This is a genomic window from Subtercola sp. PAMC28395 (assembly GCF_018889995.1).
Classification (GTDB): domain Bacteria; phylum Actinomycetota; class Actinomycetes; order Actinomycetales; family Microbacteriaceae; genus Subtercola.
Map to the genome: position 1 here is coordinate 911,156 of NZ_CP076547.1, position 12,150 is coordinate 923,305.

Sequence of the window (12,150 nt, forward strand, 5' to 3'; positions counted from 1 at the left end):
ATTGTCGCCTGTTCTGCGGCGCGTACCCTTGGAGGGGTGAGCACGCCCGCCATCAGCATCCGCAGCACGACCGAAGCCGACTGGCCGCAGGTGAGAGCGCTGAGACTCGAGATGCTCGCCGATACACCGCTGGCATTTGGCGAAACCCTCACCTCGGCGCTCCAGCTGGGCGAAGGTGCCTGGCGTGCACGCGCTCGACGGGGCGAGGCTCCGACTGGCACCGCAATGGTCGCCATAGATGAGAATGCTGGCGGCCGCTGGGTGGGCACCATGGGCGGCTACCTCGACACTGTCGGGCCGATGCTGGTCGGGGTATACGTGACGCCCGACTACCGCGGAGCATCCGGTGTCACCGATCTTCTGCTGAAAGGGGTCGAAGACTGGGCGCGAAGCGAGTCAGACAGTCTCACCCTGCACGTGCACGCAGAGAATCCACGCGCCATCGCCGCGTACACGAAACGCGGCTACCTGCCCACGGGCCAATTGTTCCCGTACATCCTCAATCCCCACCAGAGGGAGCTGGAGATGCGCAAGCAGCTGTGATGCTGAGCACGATCTGCTCCCACCCGTCTGCGAGCCGCGTCATCTCGATGTTCTGCGTGCGATTCTCGTAGAGAACAAGTGTCGCGTCGAGCATCGAGATCAGGTTGAGTGCGAGCACCGGAATGTCACCGTCGAATCCCGCCTGGCGAAGCAGCATGCTGACATGCATCAACCCGGCCCCGCGGGCGGGGGAGGAGTAGCGGTCATCGGGCCGCTCTTCCGCTGCGCGCAGCAGGTCGCCCTGAATCGCGAGAAGCTCCAGGCGCTGGCGCCCGAAGGCAACCAGCCGGATGATCGGCTCTGCACCCGGCCCCAGTGGCGGTGGCCCGGCAAGGAACCCGCGCTGGAATTCGGTCTCGATCTCGTTGAGCAGCTGGAGCAGGAGCCCGCTGCGCGAACCGAACCGGCGAAAGATCGTGCCTTTGCCGAGGTGCGCTTCGCGGGCGAGCCTGTCCATCGTGAGCGCATCAACACCAGCAGAGTCGACGATCCGGCGGGCGACCTCGAGAAGCTGCGCCCGATTGCGTTGGGCATCTGCCCTTTCGCGCGGCACTCGAGGGGCAGAAAAAGGGGTCGGAGGGGAGGAATCAGCAGCAAAGCGGAGATCGCCGGTGGAAGAACGGGTAGCGGCATGAGGAGGCCCGCCGACAGATGCGATGAGGTTGTCTCGGGCATCCATTCTCGGACTTTAGCATGCAGGGAATAAACGGACCGCAGTCCGGTTGAACTGGATGATCGGCCGCGCCATGCGCGTTCCCCTGCGTCACCCCCCTACCCCTCTTGGAGAAGAAATGACTGACACTTCCATTCTCGTTCTCGTCGGAAGCCTGCGCGCCGGCTCGACCAATCGCCAGCTCGCAGAAGCAGCCATCGGTGTCGCCCCCGAGGGTGTGACGCTCACGATCTTCGAAGGCCTCGCTGAGCTGCCCTTCTACAACGAGGACATCGACGTCGAGGGTTCTGTTCCTGCCGCAGCCACGACGTACCGCGCAGCCGTTGCCGCCGCTGACGCCGTTCTGGTCGTCACCCCCGAGCACAATGGAACCATCCCGGCCGTGCTGAAGAACGCCATCGACTGGGCATCGCGACCCTACGGCTCCAGCCCGATCTCGGGTAAGCCGGTCGCAGCCATCGGCAGCGCCTTCGGCCAGTTCGGTGGCGTGTGGGCCCACGACGAGGCCCGCAAGTCATTCGGCATCGCCGGTGCGACCGTGCTCGAAGAGATCAAGCTGTCTGTCCCCGGGTCCATGGTGCGTTTCGCTGAGATCCACCCGAAAGATGACGCAGAGGTCTCGGCCCAGCTCGCCGCAGTCGTTCGCGACGTCGTCGCCGCAGTCTCAGAAGCTTCAAAGGTGGCCGCAGCCTAGGTCACTCCTCCCGCACAATCTCGGCCCGGCAGCGGTTCTCCACAGAATCGTTGCCGGGCCGTTCTGTTCGGAGAATATAGGGCAACGTCTGTGTGAACGGGTCATAAGACCCTGTACCCCGCACAGGCCTCGTGCCTAGGGTGGGTGAAGAGAGCGAACCCCGTCGGGCATTCGCCCGAAGAGAGAGCTGCGCAGCCCATGAACAGTGAATCCAGCACCACACCGTGGCCGAGCCTCGAACCCGTGAAACTCGAGGGCGAAGAGCTCCAGCGGGTGAATGCCTGGTGGAGGGCTGCGAACTACCTCTCGATCGGCCAGATCTACCTGCTGCGAAACCCGCTGCTGCGTGAGCCGCTCAGCCGCGATGACATCAAGCCCAGGCTGCTCGGGCACTGGGGCACCACCCCGGGGCTGAACTTCGTCTACGCACACCTCAACCGCATCATCCAGCAGCGTGAGCAGGCCACGCTCTACATCGCCGGCCCCGGCCACGGCGGCCCAGGCATGGTGGCGAACGCGTACCTCGAAGGCACGTACTCCGAGGTGTACGCGCCCATCCAGCAGAACGAGGAAGGGATTCGGCGGTTGTTCCGTCAGTTCTCCTTCCCCGGCGGGATCCCCAGTCATCACGCACCAGAGACTCCCGGCTCCATCCACGAGGGTGGTGAACTCGGGTACTCGTTGTCACACGCCTACGGCGCCGCCTTCGACAATCCCGGCCTGCTGGTGGCCTGCGTCATCGGCGACGGCGAGGCGGAGACGGGCCCGCTGGCCACCAGCTGGCATTCGAACAAGTTTCTCGACGCGGCGAATGACGGCGTCGTGCTGCCGATCCTGCACTTGAATGGCTACAAGATCGCCAACCCCACTGTTCTGGCACGCATCCCCGAAGATGAACTCCTCGACCTGATGCGTGGCTACGGGCACAACCCACACCTGGTGTCAGGCGGTTTCGACGGCGAAGACCCACTGCTGGTGCACCAGCGCATGGCAGAAACTCTCGACGAGGTTCTCAACGAGATCTCAGAGATCAAGCGCCAGGCGAGGGAGGGTACCCTCGACGGCACGGCCCGCTGGCCGATGATCATCCTCCGCACTCCCAAGGGCTGGACCTGCCCGGCAGAGATCGATGGCCTGCCGGTCGAGAACACCTGGCGCGCACACCAGGTGCCCCTCGCCAACGCACGTGACACCGAAGCACACACACGAATCCTCGAAGACTGGCTGAAGAAGTACAAGCCAGAAGAACTGTTCGACGACTCTGGGGCGCTCGTGCCCTTCGTCGCAGAGCTCGCGCCCGCCGGAGATCTCCGCATGAGCGCGACGCCCTTTGCCAACGGCGGGCTCCTCCGCCGCGAACTGGATCTGCCGGACTTCCGCGACTTCGGAGTGGAGGTCCCGTCGCCTGGGGCGACAGAAGACTCTGCAACGAAAGTGCTCGGAGACTGGCTTGCCCAGGTCATCGAGAAGAACCCAGACAACTTCCGTATCTTCGGCCCAGACGAGACCGCCTCGAATCGCCTCCAGGGGGTGTATGCGGCGACTGATAAGCAGTGGAACTCCGCCATCTGGCCGATCGATGAACACCTCGCCCGCGCCGGTCGGGTCATGGAGGTTCTGTCCGAACACCAGTGCGAAGGCTGGCTCGAGGGGTACCTCCTCACAGGGCGGCACGGTCTGTTCAACTGCTACGAGGCCTTCATCCACATCATCGACTCCATGGCGAACCAGCACGCCAAGTGGCTGAAGGTGTCGAACGAGATTCCGTGGAGGCGCTCGATCTCGTCGCTCAACTACCTGCTCTCGTCACACGTGTGGCGACAGGATCACAATGGTTTCAGTCACCAGGACCCGGGGTTCATCGACCACATGGTCAACAAGAAGGCCGACGTCGTCCGGGTCTACCTGCCCATCGACGCGAACACCCTGCTGTCGACCTACGACCACTGCCTGAGGTCTGTCGATTATATGAATGTGGTCGTCGCTGGCAAACAACCCGCTCCCAACTGGCTCACCATGCCCGAAGCCGTTGCTCACTGCACCAGAGGCCTCGGAATCTGGGACTGGGCCGGCACAGAGACCCCGGGCACCGAGCCCGACGTCGTTCTCGCCTGCGCCGGCGATGTGCCCACGCTCGAAGCCCTCGCCGCGGCCTCCATTCTTCGCGAGCACCTTCCGAACCTCGCTGTGCGGGTGGTCAACGTGATAGACCTCATGCGGCTCCAGTCAGAATCGGAGCATCCCCACGGTCTCTCCGACAGCGAGTTCAACACCATCTTCACCACGACCAAGCCGGTCATCTTCGCATATCACGGCTATCCCACTCTGATCCACCGGCTCACCTATCGTCGGGTCGGCCACGCGAACATCCACGTTCGCGGGTACAACGAAGAGGGAACAACGACCACCCCGTTCGACATGGTCATGCTCAACAGCCTCGACAGGTACCATCTCGTGATCGACGTTCTCGACCGCGTGCCGGGTTTGGCCGTTCGCGCTGCATCATTGCGCCAGGAGATGCAGGATGCACGTATGCGTGCCCGGGCATATACCCGGGCCCATGGCGAAGACAGCCCCGAGGTCACGGGCTGGCAGTGGTCTGGGGTCGACGGCCGCGGTCTCGCCCCAACCCGTTCACGGGCGGAAGACACCGGTGGAGACAACGTGTGACGGTGAGATGCGCCTACCCGCTGATGCGCCCGGTCACCCGGCTCGGGGGCCGATGACCAGGCCGGCTCGGGCGCGCCTGCGCTGCCGCGCCATCAGATGCATCCCGACGACGCCGATCGATCGCGCACAGCGCGTGTGACCCCGACGACCCCGACCATGACGGCCGCGGCAGCAGCGACCCAGAAGGCATCCATGGCCGATCCGGAGTCGATCACGATTCCTGTCACTGCACCACTGACGGTCGCCCCGGCCGCCATGCCGATCGACGGCCAGGTGAGGGCCTCGGTCAGGCGGCCCTCCGGCGCTATCGACGCGATGAACGAGGTACCGGAGATGAGCACGGGAGTCGTGACCAAACCGGCCACAACCACCAGTGCCGCAAGCACAGCAGGGTCGTGCACGAGCAGCAGGCTCGGCACGACGATCGCGTAGGCAACGGTCGACACCAGGACCCGCTTCGCCGGTCGCCAAAGGGCACTGAGAGGGCCGAATGCGAAGGCGGCTACGACACTCCCGACGGAAAGGACGGCAAGCGTGATGCCAGTCAGCCAAGGCTGCCCCGTTTCACGCCCGATGCCGACGGCCGCCAGGTCGATCGCAGTGAAGACGGCTCCGACGCCAGCGAAGACCGGGAGCACGCCGAGCACTCCGGCGGGTGGGTACCACGCTGGGCGAGCGCGCCCGTGTGCGACGCCGAGCGTCATCCCTGTCTTCAGACTCGATGCCCGGTGGAGCACGGGCGGTGTCGTCGACCGCTGCAGCCACAGCCAGAGGCCGCCGATGATCGACACCGCGAAGGCGGCGGCGAATCCCGAGATCGGTCCAGCTGTCGCGGCGACCACGACAACTGTCGGTGGCCCGATCACGAAGACGAGTTCGTCGCTCACCGACTCCAGCGCCAGCGAGGTATGCCTTCCCGGTTCATCGAAGACCACGCTGCGCCACCGGGCACGAACCAGCGAACCAACGTCGATAGACGAGGCTCCCAGCACGAAGGCGGCGGCGAACCAGGTCCAGACAGGAGCGGCAGCCAGCACGAGAGTGACCAGCGCAGCGGCCGCGACCGCCGCAGCGACAAGGCTGAAGGGCAGAACCAGGCGTTGGCCCCGGGCATCCACTGCGCGTGCCCAGAGCGGGCCGCCGACGGCAATTCCCAGGATGGTGGCGCCCGCGACCGCACCCGCCAGGGCGAAGCTGCCAGAGAAGGCGGCAACAAGCAAGATGGTGGCCACTCCGGCGGTCGAGCGCGAGACCCGGCCCAACCACCCCGCGATCACGAAGCCCCGAGCGCCGGGAACGCGCAGAATATCGGCGTACGAACCGAAGAAGCGAATGGCCGTCAGACGGGGGCGTGGTCGAGAGGCAGGGCCACGAGAGGAGGCGGGTGCCGAACCGGCAGACACGATACGAGAACCCCACTGGCCGGATCCGAAGGCAGGAACGGCCCTGCCCGCCGCTCGGAACGACACCATCAGTTTATCGCGGCCACGAAGTAGAGTGAGAGAACGATTCCAGCCTCGGTGGAGAGACCACGCTATGACACAACCGTTGGTGATGTTCACCGTCGTCGGAGTGAGTTTCTCGGCTCCCTCGGTGGCCTTCGACATCGTCGTTCCCCGGGACGACAGCACGCTCTTCACCGGGTACGCCAAAGTGCTTCCGGCCGTCGTCGGCCTGTCCGACTTCAGCGGGCCATACGATGTCATCGGCGCCCACCGCACGGTTCACCTCTCCGACGGTGGCTCCTTCCGCGAGACGATTGTCGGATATGAACGCCCCGACGCTGATCACGCAATCGGTCACTTCGACTACAACGTCTCCCTGTTCACCGGCGTGCTGAGCTCGCTCGTCTCCGATGCGACGGCGAGGTGGACGTACGCCCCCGGCAGTGCCGGTCGCACCCACATCACGTGGACCTATGGTTACCGGCCCCTGCCGGGCCGCGCGTTCGTCGTGAGGCACCTCATCGGGCCCCTCTGGTTGCGGTACATGCGTAAAGGAATGAAAGCAGTTCTGCAAGCCGTCATCACTGACCGGATCGATGATCGTGGCTGAGTTCATCACCATCCCTTCGCCCGGCTGGCCGCTCGAATTCGGTACGCAGGGCAACCCCTCGGTCGTTCTCGTGCATGACCGGTACGGGCGCCTGCCGTATCTCGAGTCGTATGCCACTGCTCTCGCCAGCCGCGGTCTCTTCGTGACTGTTCCCGACCTGTTCAACGGAGTGGCCACCATCGACGACTCCGGCGCAGACGAACTCAGCCGCGACCTGGACCTCGGTTTCGCACTCGGAGCCCTCGAAGACGCGGTCGAAATCGGCAGGGCACGAGCGCTTGCCAGGGATCTGCGCTCAGACAAGGATTCCGATGTCTCGAAGGTGGGTCTGATCGGGTTCGAACTCGGCGGCTGGGTGGGGCTCCGGTTGGCCCAATCGGGCAACCTCGACGCCATCGCCGTCTACAGCGCCGGCCTGGGTGATGACGAGGCCGGCATCGTTCCCTGCCCGGTGCTCCTCAATTATTCCGAGCGCGGCAGGTGGGGCACAGGAGACGAACCCGACCGGTTCGTCAGCCGCCTCAAGGAGATGGGAACACCCGTCACCCGGCACACCTATGCGGCAACCTCAGACATCTTTGCGAACGCAACACTCATCGAACGCCTCGACAAGAACGCCGCCGCCCTTGCTTTCGCGCGGACGACCTACTTTCTGCAGGAGCAACTCGGCGACTGACCGGGCACGGTGGCCTCAGGTCACGCGCCTGCCCCGACATCATGCAGGTGGTGAGTCGGGTCGTGAATGAAGTAGCGCGTCAGGGTGTCGACGGTGAACACCGACCCATCCCCGCGTCGGCCCGTGCGCTGCCACGCGTCTCCGGGAATCGCGTCGATGTCGTCGGCGATCGCAAGGCCAGCACTGACGAGTTCGGCTGAAACCACCTCGGGCAGCTGTTCGTTGTACCGAGACTCCAGCGCCGTGGCATCCTGGTCCCAGTCAGCGAATGCCGGGTCGTCCTCGGCCAGCATGAGTGCCAGCCGAACGCGAAAAAGCCGGAACACATCGCGCACATGCGCCGCGTACTCCAGGGGCGACCATGTGCCGGCGTGCGAGCGAACGGCGACGTCGGGCCGTGCCAGCACGGCTGGCCACTGGGCCACGTTCACACGCGTCAGCTCGGCAACTGCCGTTGCCGGGGTCTTCGAAGAATCGAAACCACACTCCGGGCACTCTCGTTCGAGAACCCACGTCCAGTTCTTGGTGTCGGGAACAATAGCCATGCGGTGATTCTAGACACCTTTCGACACCGGATGCTCGCTGCACCTGTCGACGTACCCACCCTGAGTCACCTGAGCGTCGGCGCCGGTTTCATCGAAGCGAATCACTTTCGGTCTGGTCGAGTGCAGCGTAACGTCAAGCACATGAACATTGTTCTCGTTCCCGGATTCTGGCTGGGTGCCTGGTCGTGGAAGCCCATCACCGAAAGACTCACGCAGGCCGGGCACACCGTGCACGCACTGACCCTGCCTGGCCTCGAGTCTGAAGACGAGCCACGCAGCCACGTGAGTTTCGACGACCACGTTCGTGCGATCACCGATGAGATCGACAGCATCGCCGACGCCAGTGAAGATGAGATCGGTGCGACCGACATCGTGCTCGTGGGGCACAGCGGCGGTGGGCCGCTGATCTATGCGGCGACCGACCGCAGACCCTCGCTCGTAGCACGCGATATCTACGTCGACTCGGGGCCACTCGCCGACGGGTTGGCGATCAATCCGAACATTCCAGAGGTCGATGGCGAGTGCCCGCTCCCGCCCTGGAGTTTCTTCGATGCCGACGAGCTCGCTGAGCTCACCCCCGAGATGCTGGAGAACTTCCGCACTCGCGCCGTACCCGAGCCGGCAGCAGTCACCTCGGGCCTGGTGGTGCTCGGCGACGACCAGCGTCGTCTCGATGTTCCGGCGACCGTGATCACCTGCACCTTCTCCTCAACGGACCTGCGCGAAGCGATGCACGCGGGCCACCCGTACTTCGCGGAGCTCGCCCGGGTGAGAGACGTGACCGTCGTCGACCTTCCCACTGGTCACTGGCCTCAGTTCTCGCGACCGGCCGAGCTCGCTGAGGCTATCCTCGCTGCCCTTCGCTGACGTGCCAGGCTCTGGGGTGCCAGGCTCTGGGGTGACCGGCTGTGGCGCGGTCTGTGCTCAGGCTCCCGCACCCGCTGGCGGCGGGCGGTGCATGAATCGCTGCACGTCCCGATCCACGATGATGTCGGCGGGGCGAAGCGGCCTGGTCAGGTAGAGTCCCTCGAGCGAAGTGAGGCGGCTGAGGGCAACGTAGGTCTGCCCCGAACTGAAGACCCTGGTGCCCAGGTCGACGATCGCAGAGTCGTACGACTTGCCCTGCGATTTGTGGATGGTGACTGCCCAGGCCAGGCGCAGGGGGAACTGGGTGAACTCACCGACCACGTCTTTGGTGAGTTGCTTGTTCGCGGGTGAATAGGAGTACTTGAACTTCTCCCAGCTCACGGGCTCCACCTCGTGCACGTCGCCGTCGACTTCGACCCAGACCGAACCCGCGATCTTCGTGACGGTGCCGACAGTGCCGTTCACCCAGCGTTGGTCGGCATCGTTGCGCAAGAACATCACCTGTGCGCCTGTCTTGAGCTCGAGGCTTTCTTCTGCCGGGTAGGCACGCCCACCGAAATCTCCCGAGATCTCTGCCTTCGCGGTCTTGATGGCACCGGAGAGCTTCTTGAGAGCGGCGGCATTGATGCGATTCACCGAATCGTTGCGCGTGGCCAGCGTGATCGTACCGTCGCTGGGCGGTGTTCGTGCCCCGGCACCGTTCAGGGCATCCGCTATCTCTTTCGTGACCATGCCGTGTCGCACGGCGTTCAGCATGAACTTGAAGTCGTCATCGTGCTGGCGATGGATCTCAGTGAGTTCGACGATGGTCAGCGGAGCTTCGGCCCACACCTTCGCGTCGAAGAACCACATCGACGGGTAGTGGTCTGCGAAGTACGCGCGCTCGTCTGAATCACCGGGAACAGGGGCAAGTTGGTAGGGGTCACCGAAGAGCACAACCTGCACGCCACCGAACGACTCGAGCGGGCGTTGCCTGGCCTGCCTGAGGCTACGGTCGATGGCATCCATGAGGTCGGCGTTGACCATCGACACCTCGTCGATCACCAGTGTGTCGATGGTGTTGAGCACCTTGCGCACGTCGCCACTCTGCTCGATGTCGTGGTCGGCGATGACGCCGATCGGCAGACGAAACAGCGAATGGATGGTCTGGCCACCCACATTCAGGGCCGCAACGCCGGTCGGGGCAGAGATCACCAGTTGCTTCTCGGTGTTCCACGACAGGTGGTTGAGAAGCGTCGACTTGCCTGTGCCTGCCCGACCGGTCACGAAGACATGCTTCTTCGTGCCCTCGATGAGTTCATAGACGCGCTGCTGCTCCGCCGACAGGGTGGGCCCGCTCATCGCGGCCTTCCCAGACACTGGGGAACGCGGTTGTCGCCGGCGCAGCGGGCTGGCCCGTTCACCGGGCTCTGCCCAGCCGCTCGAGCATGGCGTTGTATTCGTTCAGTTCGGCGTCATTCGTTCGCTCCGCTTTGCGATCGAGGCGCTTCGTCTCTCTCGTATCGTTTCGACCCCATTGGATTGCCACCACAATGGCCAGGATGATGGTGGGGATCTCGCCGATGCTCCACGCAATGCCGCCACCGGACTGCTGGTCGCCGATCGCACTGGCGCCCCAAGTGCGACCCATCGATCCGTACCAATCGGCCAGCAGCAGGCCCGAGCCGGTCATGAGCGTGAGCCCGAAGAAGGCGTGGAACGCCATGGTGGCCAGAAGAAGCAGGAGTCGGAATGGGTAGGGCAGCCGGTACGGTACGGGGTCGACGCCGATGAGAGCCTGGGCGAAGAGGTACCCCACGATCAGGAAGTGCACGATCATCCACTCGTGGCCGATGTGGTCGACAGTGGCCCAGCGGAAGAGCGGCGTGTAGTAGAAGGTCAGCAGGCTGGTCGCGAACAGTATCGCCGCGACGATCGGGTTCGAGACGAAGGTACCGAATCTCGAGTGCACCGCCAGCAGGATCCACTCCCGTGCACCGCGGGTTTCATCAGTGCGCTTGTGGATGGCTCGAAGCGCCAGGGTGACGGGGCCAGCGGAGACCAGGAAGATGGGAATCATCATCGCCAGGATCATGTGGCCGAGCATGTGAACACTGAAGAGATACTTCTCGTACACGTTCATGAAACCGTTGGTGACAAAGAACAAGAGCAGCATGCCGACGACCCAGAACACCGTGCGATGAATGGGCCAGCTGTCGCCGCGACGGCGCAGGCGCCAGACTCCGGCGAGGTAGAAGAAGATACCGAATGCGCAGACCAGCAGCCAGAGCAGATCGAAGTTCCACTGGCCGAGCGCCGTTCCGGGAGAGAGTTCGGGGGGCAGGGGCTCACCCGTGAGGATCTGGGCGGGCGAGAGCGTTGTCGGCACTGTCTCGGGGATCGGCGTGGCAGTGCGGGCGAGTGCCACCGCGACACCTGACGCAACACCCATGAACACCAGCTCGGCGATCACGATCTGCCAGAAGGCAGCACGACCCTGGGAGGCGGACAAGCGACGGATGAGAAGCCGTCGGTACAGTGCGCCGATCAGGCCCAGAACGACGAGCGCGACCACTTTCACCACCACGAGGATGCCGTAGGGCGTGAGCAGCCGGTCGGGCGAACCGACACGCAATTCGGCGCTCACGTAGCCAGAGGCAGCTACCACGATGAAACAGACGAGCGCGACGCTGGAGTAGCGCGAAACAACATCGACCAGCCTGGCATTGTCGAGCTGCTTCGACAGAAGTGCCAGCGTGAGGAGGCCTCCCAGCCATACGGCCGAGAAGACCAGGTGGAGAAACAGAGCGGTGATTGCTGCGTCGTGGCCGTCTGCGCCGGCCGCGTGCCCCTGCTGGGCCATCGGCACCAATGCCACGACGGCGAGCAGGCCGACGAAGACGAGCGCCGTGAGATTGCGAACGGCAAAGCAGAGCACCGTGACGGCGGCCGCGATGAGGGTGGTTTCGAGCCACGCCTGGCCGAGCGGAACCGAGATGAGGAACTGCCCGAGAATCTGGCCGAACTTCGAATCGATACTGGCTGACGTCGAGGTCACGTTGAGAAAGCTCAGAAAGCCTGTGAGCGCCGCAGAAACCGTGAGGAGTGCGGCGCCGGCAGCCGCGACATCCATTGCCCGCGTGAATTCAGGTTTGGACGAACGCAGCGCGAAAACCGCGAGCAGGAGCGCGCCGATGGTGAGGGATGCGCTGAGGTTGACGAGCAGGGTTGCCATGGGCAAACCGAAACGGACGAGTGGCCCCGGGTCTTCGAGCAGCTGCGCGGTTGCGCCGCCGCCGTATTCGAGACCGAGAACGAGCGCGACGAAAGCCACAACGACGAGCGCTGCCGGCCCGGCTATTCGTACGACTTTCGGCACCTGACAACCCTACGACAGCGCACCTGTGAACCCTGCCGCGTGAGACAGGCCTGTGTAGAACTTCACGGG

General features: G+C 64.3%; 11 protein-coding genes. 6 read left to right on the forward strand and 5 right to left on the reverse strand.

Annotation, left to right across the window (positions count from 1 at the left end; translation table 11 throughout):
- The first annotated feature begins 36 nt into the window (after window positions 1-36).
- Complete coding sequence (locus KPL76_RS04335; protein WP_253202170.1) at window positions 37-543, forward strand: GNAT family N-acetyltransferase; 507 nt, start codon at window positions 37-39, stop codon at window positions 541-543.
- Here KPL76_RS04335 and KPL76_RS04340 read toward each other — a convergent pair.
- Window positions 500-1,222 (reverse strand): TetR/AcrR family transcriptional regulator, encoded by a 723-nt coding sequence (locus tag KPL76_RS04340; protein WP_216335280.1) that lies wholly within the window; start codon window positions 1,220-1,222, stop codon window positions 500-502. The two genes, KPL76_RS04335 and KPL76_RS04340, sit on opposite strands and share 44 nt — an antisense overlap.
- 112 nt (window positions 1,223-1,334) lie before the next feature.
- Here KPL76_RS04340 and KPL76_RS04345 point away from each other — a divergent pair, with 112 nt between their 5' ends.
- A complete protein-coding gene (locus tag KPL76_RS04345; protein WP_216335281.1) occupies window positions 1,335-1,910 on the forward strand; it encodes an NAD(P)H-dependent oxidoreductase in 576 nt (191 codons plus the stop codon).
- Window positions 1,911-2,108: 198 nt separating this feature from the next.
- A complete protein-coding gene (locus tag KPL76_RS04350) occupies window positions 2,109-4,580 on the forward strand; it encodes a phosphoketolase (protein WP_216335282.1) in 2,472 nt (823 codons plus the stop codon).
- 92 nt (window positions 4,581-4,672) lie between these two features.
- Here KPL76_RS04350 and KPL76_RS04355 read toward each other — a convergent pair whose 3' ends face one another.
- Window positions 4,673-6,052, reverse strand: coding sequence for a hypothetical protein (locus tag KPL76_RS04355; protein WP_216335283.1), 1,380 nt, complete (start codon window positions 6,050-6,052; stop codon window positions 4,673-4,675).
- Between the two features lie 64 nt (window positions 6,053-6,116).
- On the opposite strand from KPL76_RS04355, the gene KPL76_RS04360 reads away from it, so the two are divergent.
- Both KPL76_RS04360 and KPL76_RS04365 read left to right on the forward strand, forming a co-directional pair.
- On the forward strand, window positions 6,117-6,635 hold the full coding sequence (locus KPL76_RS04360) for an SRPBCC family protein (RefSeq protein ID WP_216335284.1): 519 nt from the start codon (window positions 6,117-6,119) through the stop codon (window positions 6,633-6,635).
- Window positions 6,628-7,311 carry a dienelactone hydrolase family protein gene (locus KPL76_RS04365; RefSeq protein ID WP_216335285.1) on the forward strand — a complete coding sequence of 228 codons (684 nt, stop codon included), beginning with the start codon at window positions 6,628-6,630 and terminating at the stop codon, window positions 7,309-7,311. The genes KPL76_RS04360 and KPL76_RS04365 overlap by 8 nt, the downstream gene beginning before the upstream one ends.
- A gap of 20 nt (window positions 7,312-7,331) precedes the next feature.
- On the opposite strand, the gene KPL76_RS04370 is transcribed toward KPL76_RS04365, so the two are convergent.
- Window positions 7,332-7,856, reverse strand: a complete 525-nt coding sequence (locus tag KPL76_RS04370) for a DinB family protein (RefSeq protein ID WP_216335286.1) — start codon at window positions 7,854-7,856, stop codon at window positions 7,332-7,334.
- A 141-nt stretch (window positions 7,857-7,997) separates the two neighbouring features.
- Here KPL76_RS04370 and KPL76_RS04375 point away from each other — a divergent pair, with 141 nt between their 5' ends.
- Window positions 7,998-8,723, forward strand: a complete 726-nt coding sequence (locus KPL76_RS04375) for an alpha/beta fold hydrolase (RefSeq protein ID WP_216335287.1) — start codon at window positions 7,998-8,000, stop codon at window positions 8,721-8,723.
- Window positions 8,724-8,780: 57 nt separating this feature from the next.
- On the opposite strand, the gene KPL76_RS04380 is transcribed toward KPL76_RS04375, so the two are convergent.
- Both KPL76_RS04380 and KPL76_RS04385 read right to left on the reverse strand, forming a co-directional pair.
- Window positions 8,781-10,064 (reverse strand): ATP-dependent RecD-like DNA helicase, encoded by a 1,284-nt coding sequence (locus tag KPL76_RS04380; RefSeq protein WP_216335288.1) that lies wholly within the window; start codon window positions 10,062-10,064, stop codon window positions 8,781-8,783.
- Window positions 10,065-10,122: 58 nt separating this feature from the next.
- A complete protein-coding gene (locus KPL76_RS04385; RefSeq protein ID WP_216335289.1) occupies window positions 10,123-12,081 on the reverse strand; it encodes a cytochrome c oxidase assembly protein in 1,959 nt (652 codons plus the stop codon).
- Window positions 12,082-12,150 lie beyond the last annotated feature (69 nt).

What these genes read in the sequence shown, in the direction of transcription:
- KPL76_RS04340 (WP_216335280.1), bottom strand. Translation starts at nt 1,222, where the DNA reads ATGGATGCCCGAGACAACCTCATCGCATCTGTCGGCGGGCCTCCTCAT.
- KPL76_RS04345 (WP_216335281.1), top strand. Translation starts at nt 1,335, where the DNA reads ATGACTGACACTTCCATTCTCGTTCTCGTCGGAAGCCTGCGCGCCGGC.
- KPL76_RS04355 (WP_216335283.1), bottom strand. Translation starts at nt 6,052, where the DNA reads ATGGTGTCGTTCCGAGCGGCGGGCAGGGCCGTTCCTGCCTTCGGATCC.
- KPL76_RS04375 (WP_216335287.1), top strand. Translation starts at nt 7,998, where the DNA reads ATGAACATTGTTCTCGTTCCCGGATTCTGGCTGGGTGCCTGGTCGTGG.
- KPL76_RS04380 (WP_216335288.1), bottom strand. Translation starts at nt 10,064, where the DNA reads ATGAGCGGGCCCACCCTGTCGGCGGAGCAGCAGCGCGTCTATGAACTC.
- KPL76_RS04350 (WP_216335282.1), top strand. Translation starts at nt 2,109, where the DNA reads ATGAACAGTGAATCCAGCACCACACCGTGGCCGAGCCTCGAACCCGTG.
- KPL76_RS04370 (WP_216335286.1), bottom strand. Translation starts at nt 7,856, where the DNA reads ATGGCTATTGTTCCCGACACCAAGAACTGGACGTGGGTTCTCGAACGA.
- KPL76_RS04360 (WP_216335284.1), top strand. Translation starts at nt 6,117, where the DNA reads ATGACACAACCGTTGGTGATGTTCACCGTCGTCGGAGTGAGTTTCTCG.